Below are 26015 nucleotides of genomic sequence, written 5' to 3'. Positions count from 1 at the left end.
TTGATAATTCTTTCTTCCTTGCATGGCAAAATATAGCAAATAAAATACATTTAAACAACTGAATATCAGATATATAAGTGTATTTTTTAGGATATAGACTTAGTCTAAATTATGCTGTATTTGAGTTGTGCAACAGCCACGGACGCTTGTGCTATTCTAGTATAGCATAATAGAACAGATCGATGTTTGTCTGGATGAGTTAAATAGATACGAGAAAATAAAAGTTTAATTCATCAACAACCTGTTGCTTATTCAACAGCTACCTCTCCAATCACCTCCAAACATGTAATATAAACTTTCTCTCCTGCCATACAGATACCTCCCTTTTCTTCTGCAGGCTCAAAGCCTAAAAGTACGTGCTGTCCATCTACGAATCTAAAATCCCATAATGGGTCTTCCGTAGCTTCTTTCGGAAGCGGAGGAGTAGCACACCAGCCCCATCGCCATACAGGCTCCAAATAGTCACCATTGTCAAGTTTAAAAACAAATCCACAGCCATCCGTACCCTTCAAATCAACAACTGTTGCGGTATAAGTACAATCTTTGGAAATTTTTGAATCTTCTGGTTCGCAAGCTAAGATGCTTAGCAATATTACCATTATCGCTACTGTTCTTTTCATTTTACTTGAGGTTAATATAATTCAAAGACAACCTATTGATTTAATAGGTTGGAATTCTCTTTAAATATAAAGTTTTAGTCCTTTAAAATGAAGAAAAACTTTGAAGTGGAAGTGGATATTGTACATGGGTGAGCGATTGATGAACTAAAATAATTTATCCTCGGTCTGACGGTTAAAACCGACCGATAAATGGAACTACCATTTTTGTAGATTAGTGATTAGACGGTTGAAACCTTCAAACCGCAAACTACTTTGGAAAAGGAAATATACCTTAACTAAAAAACTATTCCCCTGTAGCACGCGTTTGTCCTTACCGATAGAAAGATTAGATGGGAGTTTGTTTTTTATCTTTAAAACTTAAATAGTTTACCAAGGTTTCCAATATATGAGACAAATAAATCTAATCGTAAAAACTTTTGTAATCACAGCTCTTCTGATAATTTCAGGCTGTGGAGATTCCGTAGAAGAAATTGAGGTTGATGAAATTGAGATTAATGAGCCCAATAAAGAAAATCCATCGATTAGATATTTGGCCTTAGGAGATTCCTACACCATTGGACAAGGCGTATCAGAAAGTGCTCGTTGGCCGGTCCAATTAAGTCAACAAATTGAGCAAGAATCTTCTTTGGTGGTGGAATTAGATATTATTGCACAAACAGGCTGGACTACTAGCAACCTTATAAGAGCAATTGAATCTAATGACATAGATTCAGCTGATTATAATTTAGTGTCGCTTTTAATTGGTGTGAATAATCAATATCAGAATAAACCTTTTTCATTGTATGAAATAGAATTTGATTCTCTTTTACAAATCGCAATTGAAATCGCAGGAGAGAAGGGAAATGTCTTTGTTGTATCCATTCCAGATTATGGTGTAACTCCGTTTGGAAGCTCTAATAGTGAAACAATAGCCAAAGAAATTGATCAGTATAATAGTTATGCAAAATCAAGGTGTAATGATGCTGAAGTTCCATTTATAGACATTACTTCAATTTCTCGTGAATTAGGTGCTTCTTCGGGTGCATTAGCAGAAGATGATTTGCACCCCAGTGGCTATCAGTATTCTCTTTGGACAGATAGAATTTTACCTAGAGTATTGGAACTTATTAATGAGTGAAGAAATCATCTTTTTTCAGCCATTGGTCCAATTGGACGCTTGAACTAGATTCGAATAAACACAATTACTAAATGCTGAAATTGTCTGCCGATTATAATGATGGGAACGTTTTAAGGAAATACAGCAGTTCCATCGATTAGCTTGAATAAATTGTTACTTATTATTCAAAGAATCTCAATTATGGCAACACCTAAGATCAAAGAAGAACTCTATCATTTTATAGAAGAAGGAGATGCTAAGCTTATAAATATGCTTTATGCTGTAGCCAAAGAATATACTCAGGAGAATTATGCTTTGCCAGGCAAACCAATGACTATAAATCAATTAAAGACACGGGGGAGATCTGCCAAAGCAAGAATAGAAGAAGGACGATATACCTCTCAAGATGGCCTAGAAAAAGAGATGAAGGAATGGTAAAGAAAAAGTTAGATATTTTCTGGGATGATGAAGCAAAACAATCATTAAGAAGTATTTATAACTACATTAAAAAGACAGAATCCATTGAAATAGCTAAGAAAATCAGAAATGAAATAGTAGCACAAACAAAGTCCCTGAATGATTTTCCCGAGAAATTTGAAGAAGAACCTAATTTAAAGAATGAACCAGGTAATTATCGCTTCAAAGTAATATGGAGCTATAATATATGAGGTTACCAGTAAAGCAATCTTGATCCTTGACATTTTTCATACAAGCAGGGACCCCTCAAATATCAAGAAAAAGAAATAATTTTTGCGTCAGTTGGCGCACGCGTTTCGCGTGTATCCCTGACAACTAGAAAGATATATGATGGCTTTTAAATTCTAAACAAATACAAGTACCAAACTCACCCCAAAACAACCCCAACCCCAATCATCTCCAACAAATACGGATTATGATCAATGACCAGAATATCATTTTCATTGGCCAATTCTTTTAAAATAACATAAAGCAGATCAATATCAGCGTAATGCAGGCCAGTGCTGGGTTCATCTAAAATAAATAGTACGTTTTTAGGTCGGTCTTGTAGCCAGCTTAATAAAAGGAGCCTTTGTTTTTCACCAGAAGAAAGCGACTGAACAGGCTGGTCTAAGCGGATATGCGCCAGACCTATTTCGGCTAGTTGGTTTATGAGTTCGAGACTTTTTGCAGGTGCCTTTTCCTCCTCCAACCAATCTTTTAACTCCAAAATATTTAATGCGAGTACGTTTGCAATAGTTGCTGAGCGAACTGTATGCTCCAAGATATGCTTGTGATAGCGTTGCCCTTTACAAACTTCACATTTTTCAATTGCATTGGCGGCTACATCCAAACTGGTTTCCACATAACCTTTACCTTTGCAGTTAGGGCACTGACTGCTTTTTGTTTTATAGGAAAAGCTCTGAGCTTTTAGGCTTGTTTCATTCGCAAAAACCTTGGTAATTTCCTTTAAGAGATCTAAATAATCTACCAATAAAGTGGCGGAATGTGACCTCAATTTTTTAGACTCAAAGTAATGCACTCCAGTATAGTTTTTAGGAAACTCAATACCTTCACAATTGACAGGCTTGCCCGATTGAATGCTTGGTATCAGAATGTCTTTTACCAAAGTGGTTTTCCCTATTCCTGATTTTCCTGTAATGGCCGTAATCCCACCAACCGGTACATCCAATGCCTCTTTAATAAGCGTATGTTTCGACAATTTACGGATAGCAATATGATCCTCGCCATCTGACAGTTGAATGGGGTTGGATGGTGCTTTCAAAAAGGGATGACATTCCGGTTCCTTCAGAAAATCTTGAGGATTTCCCTGATAATTAATATATCCTCCTAACTTTCCGGCTTTAGGCCCCAGCTGCACCAGTTGATCAGCCGCCAAAATGATTTCTTTATTGTGCTCAATCACAATCACGGTATTACCTTTTTCAATAAGGTGTTTTAGAATTTGAATCAAATCCGGGATATTGTCATTTGACAAACCTGCAGAAGGCTCATCCAGCAAATATGTGATGCCTTTGAGCGGACTGTTCAACTGTTTGATCAATGCTACCCGTTGATTTTCTCCGCCAGAAAGTGTAGTCGATTTTCGGTTCAATTGAAGGTGATCAATATGCAATTGTTTCGCTCTTTCAATGGTATTGATAAGGAGCGGCTCTATTTTTTCAATAAGTTTTTGATCTACCTCCTCATACTTGTCATCAGCAGAAAGCCATTTTTCTAAGCTTTTAAAATCCATTGATTTGATTTGGTGGATGGACTTTCCGGCAATTTCCAACTCTAATCTTTCCGGCTTTAATCCACTTCCTTGGCAATGGCTACATTCCGCAGGAGCAAAAAGTGCGGTGAGATGTGCTATGTTTTTATTCTTCCGGGTCTTATAATATTCGGCTTTTAAAAGGTGGAAAAGACCTTCCCATTTCATACTGACGGCCTGTGTTCCTTGATTTGTTTTGGTTTTGTAATTCCAATTGGCTTTCCATGTTTTTTCAATCGCACCATGAAAAATAATATCCTTTTGTTGATCAGTCAATTCCTTAAAAGGTGTTTCCAGGCTAAATCCACTTTCCAGACCTACTTCTTTTAAGATCGCCATATACTGACTGCCCGCCTGTCCGTAATACGCTAGCGCTTTATTGTGCTCAAACAATCCACTTGTAATGCTTTTGTCAGGATCAAACACTATTTTATCCAAATCAGGCAGTAATTCTTCTCCATAACCATCACAAACTGCACATTTCCCTAATTCATGATTATTAGAAAAATGACTGGCAGATAATTCCTCGCCTTCATATTGCGCCTTTCTGGAAAAGGCAAAGCGCAAGATTTTATCTATGCCCGTTTGCTTGGCAATATCGGAGCGCTCCGAATAGCTTTTTTCCTTGCGCGTAATGCAAATGGTGGGGGTCAAGCCTTCAATATGATCCACTTCAAATTGAAAATTGACCCCAACCCTTGATTGTTGATAACTGGAAAACTGTTTGGTCATTTCCTGTAATCCATAGCCATGCAGTGTGTCTATCACCAAAGAAGATTTACCCGAACCCGAAATTCCGGTGACCACGGATAATTGATTTTTGGGCAGATTGATATCGAAATCTTTGAGGTGATGCGTTCGAGCACCCTTAATGGAAATTTGATCCGTGTTCTGAACAGTAGATTCTTTCAAATCCACAGCTTCGGGTTTTATAGCATTGTCCACCAGCATATCGCAATCGGATTGAAAAAACGGATGATTTTCAAAGCAAATAATGCCTGCCGTTTGTTTTTTCAATTCATGTAATGCTGCAAGCAGCTGCCTCACATTTTGCTGGTGCAATCCAATACTGGGTTCTTCCAGCAATAAAAGTGTCTTTTTTGATTGCTTGGCGAAATGCTTAGTCAATTTTATGCGTTGTGCTTCACCACCGGATAAGGTGTTGGAGGGTTGACCCAATTTGATATACCCGAGTCCCAATTGCAGCATTAAAGATACTATAGCGGTGATTTGCTTTTCCTCAGAGAAGAACTCATAAGCTTCTTCTATGCTTAGGTTATACATGTCGGCTATGTTTTTATAATTCCAATGTACCTTGAGTACCTCAGGCTTAAACCGCTTTCCATTACATACCGGACAAATCTGGTTAATTGTTCCCATCACATTCATGGAAAGTGTGATAACTCCCGCTCCTTCGCAATTTTCACATCTTCCACTTTTGTTATTAAATGAAAAAGCACCTTTTGCCAATTTTAAGGATTTCGCCTCAGATGTTTTGGCGAGTAAGTCACGTATTTTATCGGCCAAGCCTGTATAAGTGGAAGGATTGCTTCGAGGTGTTTTGCCAATCGGTTGATCCGATACTGTAAGGAGATTCAGCTCTTCTTTTTCACAAAAATTGCTAATGTTTTCAACAAATTGAGGCGTTTTTCTGCTTACTACCGTCAAGGCTTTTCGCTTGGGTTGAAAAGCAGCTGCCGATTCTTTTTTGGGCTGGGTAGTAGGTGCTGTATTGGAAGCTTTTAGTTCCTTTACTGTTGGACTGGAAAGATCTTTGGCATTTAAAAAGTCCTTGATGGATCCATTAAAAACAATTTCGCCTCCATGAATACCTGCTCCTGGACCTAATTCGACTATCCAATCTGCAGATTGGATAAAATTGAGGTCATGCTCCACTACCATTACGGTATTGCCTCGGCCAATCAATCGCTTCAGGATATGGCGTAAATAGATTTGATAGTCTTCAGATAAACCAATTGAAGGTTCATCAAATACATATAAAATTCCTTGCAGGCTACTGTTAACCTGCTTTATCAATTTGATACGCTGTGCATCACCGGAAGAAATATCAGTGCTTGGCGTACTCAGTTTATATTCTCCCATTCCCAATCGGATCAGATCGAACCATTGAGTACAAATCTTATCCACCAATACTTTTTCGCCTGTTGAAAGGTCTTGAGCTTTTAGTCTATCATATAGGTCATTCAAAGGACGTTCCATCCATGCTTGAAAGTTCATGCCTTTCCATTGATACTTCAGATGCTCCGCTTTGATCCGTGCTCCCTTACAATCAGGACAAGTTTCAGAGCTGACAAATTTGAGAATGTTTTTATTCCGATCACGTTTTAGGATATCTTTCATTACAGAAAGGATTCCTTGATAAAAATGCTCTTCACGCGGCTTAGCTTTGAAGCCTTCCCATCTAAGCCGAGACTCTAAATCATGTTTTCCATAAAAAACTTTAATGCGATCACTTCCATTTAAAATCACATCTTTTTGTTTATCTGTGAGGTCTTTCCAAGGAATATCCACACTAAATCCGTGTGCTTTGCATACTTTATTCAATTCCTCCACGGTTACCTGAGAATAGACGATATAGCCACCGGGTAAGGTGGTGGTGATAGCGCCTTCCCGCAAGGTTTTGTTTTCATCTCCGATCAATTTGTAAAGGTCAATATATTCCGCCTGACCAATACCATGGCATTGCTCGCAGGCCCCTTTTGGATGATTGAAAGAAAAGAGCGACTTGCTCATAGTTTCTTTGGCTGAATAGCGAGCAAATAGAATTCTGAAGATAGCCGTCAGCTCAGATAGCGTACCAAAAGTGGCATTGATAGATTGGAAGCGTTTCGATTGTTCCACCTTAATCACAGGAGGCAAATCCTGAATGTCATCCACTTCAGCTGTGGGTATTAATTGCCCATTCTGTTGCCCATAAGCAGGCAGGCTCTCCAAAAAATAGCGGTATCCTTCATTTGCAATCACGCCCATCGCCAATGATGATTTTCCCGAACCCGATAAACCTGTCACCACAATTAATTGGTTTTCGGGAATGGTGAGATTAATGTTTTTGAGGTTGTTTTGGTGGGCGTTTGTTATGCGCATTTGATTTAATTTTTGTAATGATCATGTGTAAAGACGCAATGCATTGCGTCTTTACATGTATTGCGTGTCCACCAATTTTTTACGAAATTACAATTTAATTTATAGATAAAACAAACGATTCAACCATGCCCGACAAATTCAAAGACAAATACCGCATAGAATCTGCTCGATTACAAAATTGGGATTACGCCAGCAATGCAAAATATTTTGTGACCATTTGCACAAAAAATAGAGAATGTTTTTTCGGTAATATTAGAAACGGTGAAATGTTTTTAAATGATGTCGGAAAAATTGTTGAATCAGAATGGGAAAAAACATTTGAAATACGACCCGATATGAATTTGTTTATGGGTGAATATATTGTAATGCCCAATCATTTTCATGGTATTATTGGGATTGGTGAAAATCGATATAATACGTTTGGGACGGATCGTGGTACGAATGGGCGCGGTAGAGACGCGATGCATCGCGTCTCTACATTCGGACCACAATCAAAAAATTTGGGATCCATTATTCGGGGTTTTAAATCGGGTGTGACCGTTGGTGCACGATTAATTAATCCTGATTTTGGATGGCAGGGACGTTTTCATGACCATATAATCCGTGATCATCAATCATTTATTCGCATTTCAGAATACATAAAAAATAATCCGCGAAATTGGCGGGATGATACGTTTAACAATTTGTAGAGACGCGATGCATCGCGTCTCTACAAATTGTTTTACTTTTGTGAACCCAAAAAACAAATTAGGACAACATCTATTTATAACACGAGTATTATACGGAAGCATCTAAAAACAAAAGAAGGTAATGAATGATAGCAAAGCCCTGAATTATATAGATAATGTAGTAAAAAATGTACCCTCTGATTGGTTGAAACTCACCACTCATCGATTGGATATTTACAAAGAAGACTTAGCCAAAACGGAATTTTTGGAGCGCTTTGAAAAGCTATATGCTCAGGATGATGCTGATTCATCTAAGCTAAGCGAACTGCCCACTGCTTATGACTATATTCGATTAGGGCATCCACTTTCCTCTGTATTGGAATGGGGAATTGCTAAGCTCAACAATCTAAAAGCTGATCAGGTCATCAGTTTTTCATCAAGAACAGCTCCTATTTTAGCAGTTTTACGAAAAAATCTATTTGATAATAAGAACACACAAATTCTATATACAGGCGAGTTACCAGCTTATTTTGATTTGGAAACTGTAAAGACTGTCTACAACTACAATTTTGAGTTGAAACAAATTGACAATGTAGAGGAGGTAAGTGCTTTTGAAGGCAGCACTATTTTTATTTCGCAAAATGATGAAATAGGCAAAGTAACGCTAAACGAAAAAATTGATTTTTATCTTAGCATGCACAGTCAATTTGGAAGTATCTTATTGGTAAATGCTGAGGAAAATGAATCTTATATTTCTGCGATTCAGCATGTTCGAAGAAGAGAAACGATTAGCATGACGCCTCAAAATTGTTTTGCTGCTCTGCAATTATTGCAAGGTCAAGCACCCACCAAACAAGACAAGGTTAAATTCGAAGCAAATAAAGCTTCCGTTTTAGAATCTATTAAAAAAGTTACAGACGCTGATACAAAAGCTTTATTGGGTAATTGTGGTCTTTCTGTTCAATATGCAATCATGATGGGTTTAGTGGAAGAGGCCTTGGAAAAGCACCCGGGTAAAGAAATTAAAATTATAGTGCCACCTAATTGCTATGGTGGAACAAATGACCAGGCAAGAAGGGTCGCGGCTTGTATCCCAAATGTAGAAATCTTAGACTTGCCAGTAGATGGTGATAATGATATGGTGCAGAGCACTGATCAGGTGTTGGATCAGGTATCCAAAGAAAACGCTTTGCCCTACATCATTGCTGAAATTCCAACTAATCCCAGAGTAGAAGTTCCGAATCTGGACAAGTTAAGAGCTGTTTTAAGTAAAGAACGAAAAACCTCAACTGGTGAGAAGGCAATTGATCCGGTTTTTATTTTAGATCAAACTTTTTGTCCGAACATACATTTTTTAAGCGAGGAAGGAATACTTTCTGATATTCGTGTGATATCATATGTAAGTGGATCAAAGTTCCCTAGCGGTGGAAAATGTACAGCAGGTTATGTTTCATCAAATCAAAAAGCAGCCGAATTGATGAAAAATATAGAAAAGCATCTAGGGCTTTGCGATAATGAGGCTACCGATCTTCAAACAGAAATACTAGCCGAGCAATTGCCTTCGATGAATCAAAGAATTGCAGATGCTTACAAAAACACCAGAGAATTTGTAAATCACATCAAGGAAGTTTTACCAACAGCCAAGATCAATTTTGTTTCAGAGGAATTAGCAGAGCAAGGCTTCACTCCTTCTGTCTTTTCTTTAGATCTTCCTACCAAAGGGGATACACATGAAGAAAGAGAAAACTATAAGAGAGCTTTAAATCTCAAGTTGATTAATATGATGATCAATGAAATCCCTGAGGAAAGTAAATATTGTGTGAGCTATGGTCAGCTAAAAGGCTGCTACTGGACGATTCCTGCTACATCTACTCAGGGAACTACCAAAGAAGATGATAAGGATTATATCGCCAGAGTATCAGTATCTCCTAATTTGGATCTTGAATTGCATAAAAAAGTGTTTTCGGATTTCGTAGAACAAATTTGAATGCAGTGGTGGATTAGAAGTTCTTATTACAATTAAATCGTGACTTTAGGCTAATATTTAATCAGAATTCATTTAAAAACGTAAGAGAAATTAAGAGTTGATCAAAATCAACAGATTTGACACTTAATTTAATAGTTTTTGATGATGAAGGAAAGTAATAAAACCAATAAGGCTGAAAATTCTCAAGTAGTAGTAATAGGAACTTCCGCAGGAGGGCTAGATGCATTAAAAGAACTACTAAGTCAACTTCCCAAAGACTTCCCCCTTCCGGTTTTGATTGTGAAACATATTTCTCCTGACGCTATTGGAAATATACTTTTAGATGAGCTTAATAAACTAGACACCCTAAAATGTGAGCATGCTAAAAGTGGAAATGAACTAAAGCCGGGAACCGCATACCTCGCGCCATCAGATCATCATCTGTTGATTGGATCAGATCGGAAAATGCTTGTGACCAAAGGAGCTCATGAAAACAGGTCACGACCAGCTATCGATCCCTTATTTCGATCAGCTGCCGTAGCCTTTGGAGCTGGCGTCATCGGCATATTGCTAACAGGTTATCTTGATGATGGAACCTCTGGTATGAAAGCTATTAAAAAATGCGGTGGGACTTGCATTGTGCAGGATCCGGAAGAAGCGGAATATCCGGATATGCCGAGAAATGCACTGAATAACATTAAGGTTGATTATTGCCTATCTATAGCTGAAATGGGTGCCTTGATCAGCAAAATAATTTCACAAAAATCTTCTCAAAAGGATTCCCATGGAGAAAAGCGACAAGCTATTCCAGAAGATATTCTAATTGAGGCTAAAATTGCTGAACGCGTGTTAAGTGATTTATCATCTGTAAATAAACTGGGTGATCAGGTTCCTTTTAATTGTCCGGGTTGTGGTGGTGTTTTATGGAAAGTAGGAAAAGATGATGATTCGCGGTTTCGATGCCATACCGGACATGCCTACACTGAAGCTTCCCTTTTAGCCGAACAAACAAAAAAGATTGAAGAGACGATGTGGACTGCTTTACGGATGTTTGAGGAAAATAAAAACCTACTAACTGAAATGGCCAGGGGAAATCAAGGCGTTGGGTCTAAAACAGCCCAGGAGAGGGTAAAAATGTCACAAACTCATATTGACAGAATTAGAGCAATTTTGAAAACAGGTGAGAATGAAGGCGGGGATGATATGCCTAGCTAGAGAACATAATAAAGATGGCTAAGACCATAAATAGGTAATGACTCTCATACTATAAACCCTTCTTTTGAACCAGAGAAAGGTACTTAAATTGAAAAAAAGATAAAAAAATGAAACTATTCAACATAATAAATTCTAATAATTGGCTTAGCATAGAGCTTACGCTGCTCCAGCTGTATCCTGATCAGAAAAGATTAATTCACGCATACAGAAGCGTTTTTGAAAATTTAAAAAGTCTAAATCCTAAAGAAAATAAGATGCGAATAGTATTGTCCGAAGAAGATTGCGACTTTGAAAATGAATATGCGTTAAACACATATATTGACATTTCGGGACAAGATGACACTAAAGATGAGTATGGAAATATAATATCCTATGCAATTGAATTTACAGAATGGAAGAAGTGGCTTGGTATGGATATAGCGCCAGATACTTTAAGGAATTTTTCTGAATTGGAGATAATTAGCCATTGCCTATACGAGATGACATTCATAGGATATGATGAAGCCGAAATTCAAGAGGAACGTAAATCACTTGAAAATACACTAGAAGAATTTCAAAATTTAAATAATCAAGTGAAAAAGCAGAAAACAATATCATTTGAAGAATTAAAGAAACGTCTTGAAGAATAGATAGATCACAACTATAACTTTGCCTATATGCTGCATATGTAAGAAAATAGAAGTGATAAAAATTCTTGTTTCCTGCTAAAGTAATTCTGTGAGAAATTTCCCATTGGGAGAATTCCAGCCAAAGGCTGGTCAGCCTCTGGCTGAAAAGGGGGCTAAAACAGAAACCGCATTACTCGTACCCGAACCACCTATATTCACCACCATGCCAAACTGAGCATCTTTCATTTGATATCCCCAGGCTTCTTGCATCAATTGTTTATAAATGTAGGCATGCATCCCAACTCCTGTTGCACCAATTGGATGGCCTTTAGCTTTTAACCCGCCAGACAAATTTATTGGTGATTTTCCATCTGGATAGACTTTGCCACTTTCCAGGGCTTCAAACTCTCGGCCTGCCGGAGCAATTCCCATGGCACTATATAATAAGAGCTCAGTTATGGTAAAGCAATCATGTACTTCTGCCAGACTGATATCTTCAATGGAAAGACCAGCGCTTTTTAATGCTTTATCAACTGCAAAAGCTGCACCTTCCAGAAAATAATCGGATTTATTTTTTCCAAAGCTATCCAAATAATCAGCTGCGCTGTAAAAGCTTTTGATGGCTACTGATTTTCCGCTGCTTATACTAGCATCTTCAAGCACTAAAGCCGCTGCACCATCAGAAACCAGCGAACAATCATGTAATCGTAGAGGCTGATAAATTATAGGATTCTTTTCATCGGGAAGTGATAGAATATCTTCTGCAGATTTAGGCTTTTGAAGTTGGGCTAATGGATTTTCAGCCGCATTTGAATAAGCTTTAGCCGAAATTTTGGCTAACCAAGGTCGAAGCTGCTCTTCTGAATAATTGTAATGTTTCATCCATCCTTTAGCTAAATCTGCAAACATGCAAGGAGCCGTTACGGATTTACTTCCTTCTTCTGGCCAGTAAGTGGCTAAGGCCAAAGCTTCCGTGACTCCTGCAATATCCAAATCCGTCATTTTCTCTATCCCAACCACCAAAACGCGTTTCATCATACCCGCTTTTATCGCCATAATAGCCATGTGGATAGCAGAAGAACCTGATGAACAGGCTGTTTCGGTTCTATACATGGGCTTGTGGCGCAGCTCAGGAATAGCATTAACACCAAAAGAAGCGATGTTTTCCTGCCGATTGAAAGCTCCGCCACTGTAATTCCCTACAAACACGCCATCAATAGCAGAGGCTTCAATTGCTGCATCATTTATAGCTCCTTTAGCTGCTTTTTCATAAAGCGTGTATAAAGTCTCGCCTTCTAATTTGCCAAATGAAGAATGATAAGCCCCTATTATATTTACACCTAAATCCATTTCTTTTTCTTTTATGTCAAGTTAATAAAAGTATGGAAGAAACATTGACTTGATTAGCTATAAATAGATTGAATTGCTGGAGGCAGTTAATTTTTATTTTAATAAGAGAAATATTAAATAAAATTACCCTTTTGGGAACTTATTATTTAACTTTACAGTAAACAATAGAAGAAATGAGGGTTCTCGCTAAAAAGATTCTTCGTGAATTCTGGGAAAACCATGCCGAAACAGAAGAGCAGTTAAAAACCTGGTATAAAGAAGCCTCAAAAGCTTCCTGGAATAACCCATCTAACATTAAAGAAGACTATGCAAGAGCTAGTATACTTAAAGGTGGAAGGGTGGTTTTTTACATTTGTGGCAACAAGTATAGGTTGGTAGTTGACATCAACTATTTAAGACAATGGGTATTTATAAGATTTATTGGAACACATTCAGACTATGATAAAATTGATGCAAATACAATTTAATATGAATATAAAAGCAATAAAAAATGAAAGTGATTACAATCAAGCATTAAAAAGACTTGAAGAAATATTTCATGCTCCAGCTGATACAAAAAAGGGCGATGAAGCGGAAGTGCTTTCTATATTGATAGAGAAATATGAAGACGAGCATTATCCTATTGAAGCTCCAGACCCAATTGAAGCTATTAAATTTAGAATGGAACAAATGGGAATGAAGAATAAGGATTTGGCTGAAATAATAGGATATAAAAGCCGTGCTTCAGAAATATTAAGTCGAAAAAGAAAATTAACCCTTAAAATGATTCGAAATCTGCATGACAAATTGAAAATCCCATATGAATCTTTGCTGACTAAATATTAGAAATTAAATTTTATTAATGTGAATGAATCTGAAATTGAAGTGCTAACTGTCGAACAAAAGTCAATGCTGAAAATGAGTGAGCGAGATGTAAAAGATGGAAATTTAATCTCTCAAGATCAAATTATGAAAAGAAATCTCCAATGGCTCAACGCAAAGTAGTTAGCTAGTCCTCGTTTGTCAATAGGATTTCTTAATTAAAGAGTTTTTAACTCGAATAGAATGCTTTTTACTAATTTAACAATAGCATTCGCATTACAGATGCGAAAATTTAGTCATCCTCTTTACCCCAAAGGGGTGCCAATGGCACAAAGGAAGATGAGAAATAATTCGGCTACTAACAACCACTTTTCTAAATATCCAAAATTATATCCCCCAATAAAATCCTATCTCTAGCTCTTCCGTTAGGATAAAACTATAGATGTCATTAAAATTGTGCATTCGAAATAAATTTGAAGAAAACAGGCAAAGTCATATTAATCATTTTGGGTAGCATTCTATTGCTCCTAGTTGCGGCTATACTTTCTCTCCGATTGCCTGTAGTTCAGCAAAAAATCACCAATTATGCCACTAACTTTGTAAGCGAGAAAACACAAACCAAATTTGAAATCGACCGCCTTTACATCACTTTCCTAGGGGAAGCCCAAATAGAAGGGCTTTATGCCGAAGACACAAATAAAGACACACTAATTTATGCCTCTTCCATTTTAGTAGATGTTGCTTGGAAACCACTTTTGGATGGAAATGTGGATGTAAAAGATTTAGAGCTAATTGGTATTACTGGTAAAGTCCATAATAATTCCGTTGATAGCAGTTACAATTTTCAGTTTTTGATTGATGCTTTTGCAAATGCTGATTCTACCAATACACAAAAGGAAGTTAGCAAAACGGATACTACTTCCTCCACTACTATCAATGTTCGCCATATCCTTTTGGAAAATATTGACTTGAGCTTTCAGGATATCAGTGTGAAAATGAAAACCAATCTGAAATTGAATGAACTCGAGCTTTCATTTGATGTATTCGATTTGGACAGTATGCATTTTGATATTGAAGAATTTATCCTGCAAAATGTCAAAGCTGACTATTCGCAAGGATTAGCTTTTCCGCCTGCAGAAGAAGACACTACAGAAAGTACTTTGCCAAAAATTCAAGTTCAAAAACTTAACTTGAATAATATTGATTTGAGATACAAGACCCTTTTTGATAGTTTGCAATTAAGCACGCTCATTGATTTATTAAATATAAAGAACGCAAATGTAGATTTGGCTAAAAATAATATTGAGTTAGATTATTTTGAAAATAATATTAGCCATTTTAGAATGACACTGCCAGTTGCTTCAGATTCTGTACAGCAAAAAACTGATAGTCCATCTTCTCCTTTTGAGTTCCCTGAATATAGTATAAAGCTGCACACTTTTAATTTTGAACTGGCAGATTTGGACATAAAATCTGCTGGGAAAATCAATACTTCAGCAGGTTTCAATCCTGATAATATGCAGTTTCAGGACATCAAGCTTAAGTTAGAAAATGCTAAATATTTAGCTGAAGATTTGGGTATAGAAAATTTAAGTTTTTCAGCTCAAGACAGCAAAAATTTCCAGTTAAAAGAGTTAAGTGGAGCTGTAAACTTCAATGCTAAATCAGCAGGATTAAAGAATTTGAAAGTAGAAACCACCAACTCCATTTTGAATTCTAATGCAAGTATTGATTTTGCTTCCATCGATTCATTATTTGCTGGAAGCTTTTATAAAACACAATTCAATCTGGATTTGAAATTGCCTACCACTTTAAGTTTAAAAGATGCTTTCTATTTCTCGCCTGAATTAAAATCAGATACAAGTTTAATGGCATTATCAAAATATCCAGCAAAGCTGTACGGCAAAATCAGTGGAGATGACAAAAATATAAATTTACAGCAATTCCGTATTTTATATGGAAAGAAAACCACTATTGCTTTAAGAGCTAACCTCAAAAACTGGGAAGATTTTGAAAACTTATCTGCTTCTTTTGAAAATTTAGAGTTGAAAAGTAATGTCTCTGATTTTTCATATTTCATGCCGAAAGATTATCCTGAATATTATCCTCAAAAAGTTAATTTAAGCGGAAATGGAAACTATAATAAAGGAAAGATTAAAGCAGATTTATTGGCCATATTAGATAATAAAAGCCGAATTAAAGCCAAAGGAAATTTCAATTCCAATGAGCCCGAAAGCTATCAGGCAAATATCAAATTATCAGATTTGGAACTAGCAAAATGGTTGCAAGACAGCCTACGCTTTAATACGGCAGACCTTGACTTAGTCATCAATGGTAAAGGGTTGAAGCCTGAAGAAATGAATACGCAAGCCGCGGTCAGCATAAGGAATTTCAGTTATATGGCAAACCCATTCGATACCATCAATATGTCTGCTTCTTTGGTGAAAAGCCAGTTAGAATTCAGCAGTAATTATTCAGATTCCATAGCTGAGTTTGTTCTCACTGCTACGGGAAATATTGATTCCATTCAACAAAAGATTAATCTAAATGCTGATATCAAAATGCTTGATTTATTGGCATTCAATATTTCAGACAGTGCCGTTTGGGCTTCTACTAAAGCTAAGGTCAATGTTGAATTAGACACCTTACATCAATCTTTCAAGCTATATCTATCAGAAACCAAGCTAACCAGTGCTATTGAAAGCATCTCTTTTACTCCTTTAGATTTAAAAGCGTACAATTCCGAAGATAGTTCTAGTGTTCAATTAAATTGGGAAAATATTGCCTTTGACCTAAATATGAATCACGGCTTTGATAAACTCGTTTTTGCAGATTTAGAGGCTTCTAAGCTTCAAAAGGCTAAGATTTTTGAAGTAGATACTACTGACAGACCTATGCGGCTTTCCTTTTCATTATTGGCGAAAGAAAGTCAAAATTTAATGGATTTTCTTCCATTGGACATAAGCTTTAAACCAATTAATGCAATAGGAAATTACAATAGCTCAGAAGAGATAGTAGATTTCAAACTTACAGTACCGCAATTTCAATATCAGGATATTAATTTGGATAGCTTAAACTTGAGCATTAATAATTCGGAAGAAGAATTTCATGTAAACACTAACTTTCAACGAATCACCTCTGGCGCTTTGAGTATTTATCCGACTATTTTGAGAGCAGATATAACTCCTAATAGAGCTCTATTTAATTTCTTTGTTGAAGATTCGCAAGCAGATAGCCTTTTTCATGTAGATGCCATTGCTGAAAGAAAGCAAGACTCATTATTTTGGTCGCTTGAGCCTAAAAATCTTATTCTGAATGCAAAAGACTGGAATATGCACCCTGAAAACAGAATATACTTTGACACGGCTACTCTTCAGATTCAAAACATGATTTTTGAGCGAAATAAGCAACTTTTTGAAGTGAAAACTGCATTTGAAAACAACATTACTTCACTTCAGTTGAATTTTGAGAATTTTAGACTTGAAAATTTCTTCGCTATCATCAATGCAGAAGAAAGTCCTACAAAAGGAACTATAAAGGGCGGAATCAAACTGGAAAACTTACAAAACCTAATGGCTTTTTCAGCTTCCCTAAAAATCGATAGTTTAAACATTTTTGATGAAGAAGTGGGAAATTTAAGCCTCAATGCAGAACAAGAATCGGAAAATCGATATGGATTCAATCTCTCTTCTAAGGGAGAAGTAAGTTTTAGAAGTAAGGGCTGGTTCGATAATAATCCTGAAATCCCTGAATTTGATTTTGAACTGGATATGGACAGTGTTTCACTTCCCTTTTTAACAAGTTTTTCCAATGGTTTGATAAAGGAAGCTAGTGGAAATTTAGCCGGGCATTTTAATTTCAGTGGAAACACCGAAGATTTTATTTATGATGGTAGGCTTACCTTTCAAGAGGCCTCTCTTTTCTTCCCTTATCTTAATATGGCATATAAATTGCCAGATGAAGTAATCAATTTAAAAAGTGAAGTGATTAAGCTCAATAATTTCACTCTTTTGGATGAACAGAATAGCAAGATGAAACTGAATGGAGTGGTCACAACCAAAGATTTGCTCAATCCAAAATTTGATTTACGACTGACAGCAGAGAATTTTCAATTGCTAAACACTACTAAAGATGAAAGTGATTTGTTCTTCGGTAAGGCATTTTTCAATGCCGATATTGAATGGAAAGGAAGTCTTGACCAGCCGATAATTCAGGCTAGAGTGGGCTTAACTGAAAAAACCGATTTGACTTATGTTATACCTGAAATGCGAATAGATGTAGTTGAGCAGGAAGGTATTGTGACTTTCACGAAACCATATCAAGCTTCTGATACTATTCCTTCCTCTGATTCGGAATTAAAAAGGAGCGCTGATATTGATGGTATGGAATTGAATGCCATTATCAACACTGATAAAAATGCTAATTTTAAAGTGATAGTAGATGAGAAAAGAGGTGATTATTTAACCGTTTCGGGTGATACAGATTTGAATTTAACTATGAGAAAAAATGGAGCCATCAGCTTGAATGGAAATGTGGAGGTAAATAAAGGTTATTATCAATTGAGCTTGTATGATTTAGTGAAAAGAAGATTTGAAATTCAGCCGGGTAGTAGAATCAGCTGGTCAGGTAATCCTTATGAAGCTGCCTTGGATATTACTGCTTTATATAAAACAGAAACCCCTGTGAATACTTTAATGCAAGACCAAATTTCTTCCGCGTCCTCCTCAGTGCAAACCCAATACCGTCAAAAATTGCCATTTTATGTTCAACTTTTCGTGGACGGTAATTTAAGCAAGCCTGAGATTTCCTTTGGCTTAGATATGCCGGAAGCAAGCCGTGGAGCATTAGGTGGGAATATTTATCAACAAGTTCAAGCAATTAACACCAATGAAACCAGATTGAATAAACAAGTATTTTCTCTATTAGTATTAAATCAATTTTTCCCAAGTGGAAGTAGTAATGGAGGGCCAAATTCCGAAGCGATTGCAAGAAACAGTGCAAGTCAGATTTTAAGCAATCAGTTGAACAAATTGAGCAGTCAATATGTGAAAGGCGTAAACCTTAATTTAGACTTAAACTCTTATGAAGATTATCAAAGCGGGACACCACAAGACAGAACCCAACTAGAGATGAGTTTGAGCAAAAATTTATTTAATGACCGCTTTAGAGTGGAAGTAGGTAGCCAGGTAGATTTGGAAGGACAGCAAAGGACTCAGCAGCAAGCCACTGACATAATTGGAAATATTATGGTCGAATATTTATTGACGGAAGACGGAAGATACAAACTGAGGGGTTACAGAAAAAATGAATATGAAGGCTTACTTGAAGGACAAGTAGTGGTTACAGGAATATCAATTCAATTCAGTAAAGAATTTGAGAAGTTCAATGATCTTTGGCAAAAAACAGAGGAGGACAAGAAGTGAGAAAGATTCTTCTACATATCATATTGATAAGCATATTGGGGGGAGCTTTTTACTCTTGCAATACTACTAAACATTTGCAAGAAGGAGAAAGACTTTATTTGGGTGGTGAACTTAAAATTAAGGATGCTGAAAAAATTAAATACAAAAAGGAATTATTAAGAGGATTGGAGAAAGTAAACAATCCAGAGCCTAATAAAAAAATTGCAGGAATGCGCATAGGCTTATGGGCACACCAAAAAGTAAAAAATGATAATGCCGGATTCTATGCAAAATGGGTCAATAAAAAAATTGGAGAACAGCCAATATTACTGGAAAAGGTTAATACCAATAGTGTGAGAAAATTGATGAAAAACCGAATGGAAAATTTGGGCTATTTCGACAGTCATATTAATTATGAGATCATAGAAAATCAGAAAACAGGCTATATTGAATATGAAATAACCCCAGGTAATCGCTTGCATATTGATTCTATTTATTACCAACAAGTAGGCGAATATATAGTGGACAGCCTCATTCAAAATTATCTTGACAAGGAGACACCAATCAAAAAAGGAGATCCTTTTTCACTTGAAAAATTAAAAAAAACCAGAAACGATATATCTGACTTCCTAAAAAAGGACGGCTACTATTATTTCACTTCCAATAATTTGCTTTTTGAAGCAGATACGCTTAATACGCCAAAACAAAATGAAGCAGTTATGGAGCTTCGAATAAAAGATGAAGCCTCCAAACTTGCGCTTGTACCTTTTGAAATTAAGGACATTCACGTATTTCCAAAATATTCATTGGACACTTCCCAAGGAGGTAAAAAAGCAGATACTACAGTTTTAAATGAGGTAGAATTCATTCAATCAGAGGTGTTTTTTAGACCTGATCGACTTTACCCTTATCTTTTTATTCAGGAAGGAGAACATTACAGCCCTGAAAATGAAAGCTATACGAGCAAAAGGTTAAATTCTTTGAAAACCTACCGCTTTGTGAACATTCGATATGTAGAAGATAGTTTACTGGAAAATGGCAAGGGACAATTAACTGCCAATATTTATTTATCTCCTTTGAAAAAACGTTCGTTTCGTTCGGAACTACAGGTAGTAAGTAAATCTAATAATTTTGTAGGCCCAACTTTGAATTTTGAATATCTAAATAGAAACTTATTTAAAGGTGGAGAAGCTTTAAGGATATCCAGCAAGATTGGTTATGAAGCGCAGCTTAATAGTGGTAATATTTCCACGGGTTTGAACAGTATTGAGACTGGAGTAGCTGCAGAATTGATAATACCAAGAATGGTTACTCCATTTCCGATAGAGGAAAGATTTCGGTACTCCATTCCTAAAACCAAATTCAAATTATCCTATGATTTACTCAATCGCTCTCAGTGGTTTAATCTCAATTCCTTTTTAGCGATTTATGGTTTCGAATGGAATCCTAATATTTTTGTTACCCACAACTTAAACCCTGTTTCCATTAACTATATTAATATTGGAAATGAAAGTGAGGCATTTTTAAAGCTATTGGAAGGAAACCCATTTCTAGCGCGAAGCTTTGAACAGCAATTTATTCCTGGTTTATCCTATAGCTTTCAATGGAGTCAGCTAGTGAGGAATATTAAAAGAAATCGCTTTTACTTTGCTTTTAATGCCGATTTTGCCGGAAATGCTTTGGCTTTAGCACAAAATATTGGGGGTGTTACAGGTGATAATAAAAAATTCTGGGGGCAAAGTTATGCGCAGTTTTCCCGCTTTGATTTTGACATTCGAAACTACCAAAATATAGGAAAAGAAAGCAGATTAGTCAGTAGGGTTTTTGCAGGTATTGGTTTGCCTTATGGAAATTCAGTCAGTTTACCTTATTCAAAACAGTATTTCTCAGGTGGGCCAAATTCAGTTCGTGCATTCCGTATTAGAAGTTTGGGCCCCGGTAATTATCAACCTGAAGATCAAACAGATGGGACAAGCTTTTTTGATCAGGCAGGAGATATTAAGATTGAAGCCAATCTGGAATATCGTTTTCCAATAATTTCCTTTTTGAAAGGAGCTGTTTTCACAGATGCTGGAAATGTATGGCTGAGAAATGCTGATGGCCGAAACGGCAAATTTACTTCCAATTGGATCAATGAAGTGGCAATAGGTTCTGGTGTTGGCTTAAGAGTAGATATTGAATTTTTTGTGATCAGATTGGATGTAGCCACACCACTTCGCAAGCCTGGTGAAAATGGCTTTCAATGGCAGGACAGTTTCGAACTGGGAGATAAAAGCTGGAGACAGCAAAACATCAATTGGAATTTTGGGATAGGGTATCCTTTTTAGGTGACGAGGTGTTGAAGTATTTAGGTGATGAGGCATAAAAGTGTAGAGGTAAGTACCGAAGGTCAGACCGGAAAGCCCCCTTAATCCCCCAAATAGGGCAGACTTGTGGCATCACAATATTAAAATATTGTATAAATAAATAGAAGTCCATTGTGAGATATTTTCCTTGCACTCCTTGCTTTTACTTATAACCTACGACTTATTACTTACGACTTAAAACTATAAAAATGCAAGCAATTATAATCAAAAACACAGGCGGGCCAGAAGTAATCCAATTGGAAGAAAGAGAAAGCCCAAAAGTTAAGGCAGATAAAGTTTTAATAGAAGTAAAAGCTGCTGGTGTAAACAGACCAGATGTTTTTCAAAGAATGGGGGGTTATCCTGCTCCGGAAGGTGCGCCTGATGATATTCCCGGATTAGAAGTGGCAGGTATTATTAAAGAAGTTGGAAAAGAGGTAAAGCAATGGAAAGAAGGAGATAAAGTTTGTGCTTTGGTGGCAGGGGGAGGTTATGCTTCAGAAGTTACTGCTCCATCAGAACAGTGTTTACCAATTCCAAAAGGACTGAGTTTTGTAGAAGGAGCCTCTCTTCCAGAAACATTTTTCACAGTTTGGTCTAATGTATTTGATAGAGGAAGATTTCAAAAAGACGAAAGTTTTTTAGTGCATGGGGGAACTTCAGGCATAGGGGTAACGGCCATTCAAATGGTGAAAAGTATGGGGGGAAAAGTTTTTACCACAGCAGGCACACAAGAGAAATGTGATTGTGCTATTAAATTAGGCGCTGATTTAGCCATTAATTATAAAACTCAGGATTTTGAAGAACACCTCAAAGAAAAAAAAGAAGGAGTAGATGTGATCCTGGATATGGTAGGCGGAGATTATACTGTCAAAAATATTAATATTCTAAATCAAGAAGGTAGATTAGTTATCATCAATGCAATGAAAAATGCAGAATCTACTCTCAATATGAAAAAGGTGATGGTGAAAAGGTTGACCATTACAGGTTCTACCTTGAGGGCTCGTTCTGCTGAGTTTAAGGGAGCAATTGCCAAAAATCTCTTAAAACATATTTGGCCAAAAATTGAAACAGGAGAGATTAAACCTGTAATTTATAAAACATTTCCTTTAGCAGAAGCTTCCAAAGCACATGAACTAATGGAAAGTAGTGAGCATATTGGAAAAATTATTCTTACGCTTGAATAGTAGATTCTAAATTAATCAAGACATATTACATACTAAAATTAGGTGCTTTAAATTCAATGGTTTTATAATTCTAAAAGCTTTATGTAGCTTTTAAGTTTAAAGCACGTTATTGCTAAAATATGAAAGAAAGATTTATCTCCACTTTTCAGTCCTATTGGGAAAATATCCTTGAGAAAACACCTGAAATTACGCTTGGCTTTGCCCTATTGCTATTCTTCATCTTTATTGGTGTATTTATCAGGAGATTAATAGAAAATCGTCTTAAGAAAAAAGTTCAGGACAGAATACTATTAGTTTTCATAGGAAGAGCGGTTTTACTGATATTTTCTATCATAGGAATAGTGGTTTTCCTAAAACAAGTAGGCTTGGGAAATGCTGCAGGAGGCTTGCTTGCTGGTGCAGGAGTTTCGGCTTTAATTTTAGGATTTGCTTTTAAAGATCTGGGCGAAAATTTCCTTGCCGGGTTCTTTTTAGCATTTAGCAGGCCTTTTAGTAGTGGAGATATAATAGAAATAAATTCTTTAGTAGGTAAAGTGAAGGAAATGACTCTTCGGAATACACACATCCGCACTTTTGATGGACGAGATATTTATGTACCCAATGCTCTATTAATAAAAAATCCTTTGACCAATTATACCAAAGATGGCTTGATGCGCCATGAGTTTGTAATTGGGATGGATTATAATATAAATATTAATGAGGCAACAAAACTTATACTTTCCACCCTTGACACTCAGGAAAATATAACTTCAATTAAAGGTTTAGAACCTTTTGTAACCATTGAAAAATTTGCTTCGAGTACTATAAACCTTAAAATATTTTTTTGGATTAATACGCATGATTTCCTTGGGTCAATATACGTTTTAAAAAGTCAAGTGATGCAAGAAATTGTAGAAGCCCTTATTGAAAATGGTTTTGGTATGCCGGCAGATATTTTCGAGCTTAAAATTTACCAAGAGAACAATCCAATACCCATAAACATCAAAAATTTTGAATCATTTATAGACGCTAATAAAAATAAATTATGAGAAAATGGATAGCAGATTTGCAAAAGCTATATCTAAGAGTAATTAATAGTATAGCATTTTATCCAACTTTGCTGTCGATATTTTTTCTTGTTCTTTCATTATTTATTATCCAGGTAGAGTACTCCAAATATCTAATTGATCTAAAAAAAGAATTATCAATTTCGTTAGTTAACAATTCTGATAATGCCAGACTAATTCTGGGAACCATAGTTGGTAGTATAATTTCCTTAATGGTTTTTAGTTTTTCTATGGTAATGGTAGTGTTAAACAGAGCTACAGCTACATTATCTCCAAGGGTGCTTCCTGGACTAATTTCCAACCGTTTTCACCAAATGGTTTTGGGTATTTATTTGGGCACTATCATTTTCAGTTTATTGCTTATAGTTAATATTGATGCTCCCAATAGAGAATTTCAAGTGCCTTCTTTAGGGATCTTGCTTAGTATGATACTTTCATTTATTTGCCTGGGGCTTTTCGTTTATTTTATCCATTCTATCTCAGAAAAAATTCAGGTAGATAATATTTTAAACGATCTTAAAAAAAGCACTTACAAGGCTATCACAGAATCTGATTTTAAAGAAGAGGATATTGAAAAGAAAAATCCCTTTAAAGACCAAAAACCAAATTTTAAAGATTGGCATAAACAAAAAGCTTCCAAATCAGGGTTTTTAAAAAGAATTTCTTCTCAAAGTTTATCCACCTTTTGTGCAGAAAATGAAGTAAAGGTTAAAATGGAAATTCAAACGGGCACTTACCTTGTAGAACATTATCCTTTTGTACTCACTAACAAAGAATTGAATGAAGAGCAAAATGAAGCCCTATTAGCATGCTTTACACTTTATACTGAAGAACATATCAACGATCACTTTTCATTCGGTTTTGGACAAATATCTGAAATAGCAGTCAAAGCATTAAGCCCTGGTATAAATGATCCCGGAACTGCTATCAGAGCCATAGATTTATTAGCTGAATTGTTTATTCAACTCATGCTAATAAGACAACAAGTTTTTATAAAAGATAAGGATGATAATATATGTGTTTATTTAATGCCTATTACTTTTGAGGACATCCTATATCGAAATTTCACACCCATCAGAAATTATGGACGAGAGGATGTACGGGTTATGCTTCAGCTTTTAGCAAGCTTAGAAAAAATGCTTGAAGTAGATAGGGAGAAGAAATTATATTATAAGGAAATCTATGATTTTATATTTAGCACAATTAATTCCTGTGAAGGTCAATTTGAAAATAAACTTGACAGAGAAGAGCTCAACAAAATTATTAATCAAATCAATATGAAGCTCACAAATCCGCAACAGTTCCAGCTACTCTGATAACAGAAGTTTTGTGCTTTCTAAAAGCGGTATCAATATTAATTGTAGGAAAGTTATTTCCTTACCACAAACCTTTTGCTTATAATTTGCTTGTCAGTAATCACTTGAATAAAATATAAACCTGAATTTAGGTCATTAATGGAGATTTGATAATTATTATTATCAAGCTTACCGCTCGATTTAACTAAGCCTTTTATGTCAATAATTTGATACGTTGCTTGTGAAAAATCCGAACCATCAATATTGATATGCTTTTGTGCTGGATTTGGATAGATTTTTAGTTTCAATTCATTTTTAAAATCTTTATTTACAGCTGTTATGGCTGACGTCAATTGATTATAAGTATTTAACACTTGATTTTCGCCTTCTTTCACTCGATAAGCCCGAAGTTTACCACTATTTGGAAATTCTTCTCTTCCATTCTCAACTTCATTAATTCCAAATTTGAAATCAATAGAAGATCCAATACCAATATTTGCTAACGCAAGAGTGAAAATACCATCACCATCTTCATCAAGTAATGTTTGTTCCTCAGCACCCATGGCATTTTCACTGGAAATTAAAATCACTGATTCAGTATCTGGGTTGAAACCTTCTTGCTCGATTAGTTCATTCATATCCACCATCAATTCAACTGATGACTTGCTTTGTTCTGCTGTCATCAATTTATAAATATGAGTTGAATGAGCCTCCATTTCTACTATGTCCATATTGAAGCTACCACCAGAATTGACAGTAAAATTCATTTGATTTCCACTCAGTAAATCTACCAACTGATAACTTCCAGCAATTAAATTAGAGCTAGCTAAATTCAATGAGACATTACTTTTACTGTCACCAGTCAAATTGGTAACCACAATAATCTGCTCTGCATTTTCTTGTCTGATGAAGCTAAAAATAGAGTTGTCAATTGAAGTTATAGTACTGTAATTTCCTGTTCTTAAAGCTTGTTGGGTATTTCTAGTGGCAATTACATCCTGATAAGCTCTCCAGAGGGACGAAGGTTCTGTTTGTTGGTCAGCCACATTCTTATCAGGGTAATCCGTTTTTGGTGCGCGCC

The 26015-nt window shown here is 36.0% G+C and carries 18 protein-coding genes; 14 read left to right on the top strand and 4 right to left on the bottom strand.

The features are described 5' to 3' along the window. Window positions 1–248: 248 nt before the first annotated feature. Window positions 249–620, bottom strand: coding sequence for a hypothetical protein (locus Q0L29_RS09745; protein WP_296621219.1), 372 nt, complete (start codon window positions 618–620; stop codon window positions 249–251). Window positions 621–1005: 385 nt separating this feature from the next. On the opposite strand from Q0L29_RS09745, the gene Q0L29_RS09740 reads away from it, so the two are divergent. From Q0L29_RS09740 to Q0L29_RS09730, 3 genes are all read left to right on the top strand, one after another. Further along, the gene (locus Q0L29_RS09740; protein ID WP_296621215.1) at window positions 1006–1737 is read left to right on the top strand and encodes an SGNH/GDSL hydrolase family protein; all 732 of its coding nucleotides are present in this window, start codon (window positions 1006–1008) and stop codon (window positions 1735–1737) included. 180 nt (window positions 1738–1917) lie between these two features. Beyond that, on the top strand, window positions 1918–2154 hold the full coding sequence (locus Q0L29_RS09735; protein WP_296621213.1) for a hypothetical protein: 237 nt from the start codon (window positions 1918–1920) through the stop codon (window positions 2152–2154). Then, window positions 2148–2384 (top strand): type II toxin-antitoxin system RelE/ParE family toxin, encoded by a 237-nt coding sequence (locus Q0L29_RS09730; RefSeq protein ID WP_296621211.1) that lies wholly within the window; start codon window positions 2148–2150, stop codon window positions 2382–2384. Before Q0L29_RS09735 ends, Q0L29_RS09730 begins: the two co-directional genes overlap by 7 nt. Before the next feature lie 176 nt (window positions 2385–2560). Here Q0L29_RS09730 and Q0L29_RS09725 read toward each other — a convergent pair whose 3' ends face one another. Next, window positions 2561–7051, bottom strand: a complete 4491-nt coding sequence (locus Q0L29_RS09725) for an ATP-binding cassette domain-containing protein (RefSeq protein WP_296621209.1) — start codon at window positions 7049–7051, stop codon at window positions 2561–2563. A gap of 125 nt (window positions 7052–7176) precedes the next feature. Between Q0L29_RS09725 and Q0L29_RS09720 the strand changes: the two genes are divergently transcribed. The 4 genes from Q0L29_RS09720 (at window position 7177) to Q0L29_RS09705 (ending at window position 11529) form a co-directional block, all read left to right on the top strand. After that, window positions 7177–7740 carry a transposase gene (locus Q0L29_RS09720; RefSeq protein WP_296621207.1) on the top strand — a complete coding sequence of 188 codons (564 nt, stop codon included), beginning with the start codon at window positions 7177–7179 and terminating at the stop codon, window positions 7738–7740. Window positions 7741–7861: 121 nt separating this feature from the next. Beyond that, entirely contained in the window at window positions 7862–9706 is a 1845-nt protein-coding gene (locus tag Q0L29_RS09715; protein ID WP_296621205.1) for a cystathionine beta-synthase, read from the top strand. A 141-nt stretch (window positions 9707–9847) separates the two neighbouring features. After that, a complete protein-coding gene (locus tag Q0L29_RS09710) occupies window positions 9848–10900 on the top strand; it encodes a chemotaxis protein CheB (RefSeq protein ID WP_296621203.1) in 1053 nt (350 codons plus the stop codon). A gap of 107 nt (window positions 10901–11007) precedes the next feature. Further along, window positions 11008–11529, top strand: a complete 522-nt coding sequence (locus Q0L29_RS09705; protein ID WP_296621202.1) for a DUF6557 family protein — start codon at window positions 11008–11010, stop codon at window positions 11527–11529. Between the two features lie 129 nt (window positions 11530–11658). On the opposite strand, the gene Q0L29_RS09700 is transcribed toward Q0L29_RS09705, so the two are convergent. Beyond that, entirely contained in the window at window positions 11659–12858 is a 1200-nt protein-coding gene (locus Q0L29_RS09700; protein WP_296621200.1) for a beta-ketoacyl synthase N-terminal-like domain-containing protein, read from the bottom strand. 173 nt (window positions 12859–13031) lie between these two features. Between Q0L29_RS09700 and Q0L29_RS09695 the strand changes: the two genes are divergently transcribed. The 7 genes from Q0L29_RS09695 (at window position 13032) to Q0L29_RS09665 (ending at window position 24955) form a co-directional block, all read left to right on the top strand. Next, window positions 13032–13325 (top strand): type II toxin-antitoxin system HigB family toxin, encoded by a 294-nt coding sequence (locus tag Q0L29_RS09695; RefSeq protein WP_296621198.1) that lies wholly within the window; start codon window positions 13032–13034, stop codon window positions 13323–13325. Window position 13326: 1 nt separating this feature from the next. Continuing rightward, the gene (locus Q0L29_RS09690) at window positions 13327–13683 is read left to right on the top strand and encodes a transcriptional regulator (RefSeq protein ID WP_296621196.1); all 357 of its coding nucleotides are present in this window, start codon (window positions 13327–13329) and stop codon (window positions 13681–13683) included. A 449-nt stretch (window positions 13684–14132) separates the two neighbouring features. Next, complete coding sequence (locus Q0L29_RS09685) at window positions 14133–19082, top strand: translocation/assembly module TamB domain-containing protein (protein ID WP_296621194.1); 4950 nt, start codon at window positions 14133–14135, stop codon at window positions 19080–19082. Beyond that, the gene (locus Q0L29_RS09680; protein ID WP_296621192.1) at window positions 19052–21388 is read left to right on the top strand and encodes a BamA/TamA family outer membrane protein; all 2337 of its coding nucleotides are present in this window, start codon (window positions 19052–19054) and stop codon (window positions 21386–21388) included. The genes Q0L29_RS09685 and Q0L29_RS09680 overlap by 31 nt, the downstream gene beginning before the upstream one ends. 227 nt (window positions 21389–21615) lie before the next feature. Then, on the top strand, window positions 21616–22593 hold the full coding sequence (locus Q0L29_RS09675) for an NAD(P)H-quinone oxidoreductase (RefSeq protein ID WP_296621191.1): 978 nt from the start codon (window positions 21616–21618) through the stop codon (window positions 22591–22593). A 119-nt stretch (window positions 22594–22712) separates the two neighbouring features. Beyond that, window positions 22713–23621 (top strand): mechanosensitive ion channel domain-containing protein, encoded by a 909-nt coding sequence (locus Q0L29_RS09670; RefSeq protein WP_296621189.1) that lies wholly within the window; start codon window positions 22713–22715, stop codon window positions 23619–23621. Next, window positions 23618–24955, top strand: a complete 1338-nt coding sequence (locus tag Q0L29_RS09665) for a DUF2254 domain-containing protein (RefSeq protein WP_296621188.1) — start codon at window positions 23618–23620, stop codon at window positions 24953–24955. The genes Q0L29_RS09670 and Q0L29_RS09665 overlap by 4 nt, the downstream gene beginning before the upstream one ends. 53 nt (window positions 24956–25008) lie before the next feature. Here the strand turns inward: Q0L29_RS09665 and Q0L29_RS09660 are convergent. After that, window positions 25009–26015: T9SS type A sorting domain-containing protein (locus tag Q0L29_RS09660; protein ID WP_296621186.1), on the bottom strand; the 1007-nt coding region annotated here is incomplete at its 5' end.

Origin of the sequence: Marivirga sp. (assembly GCF_024636815.1) — a bacterium.
Lineage (GTDB): Bacteria > Bacteroidota > Bacteroidia > Cytophagales > Cyclobacteriaceae > Marivirga.
Note: the sequence above shows the minus strand (reverse complement) of the source record. Positions and strands in the feature narration are given on the sequence as shown.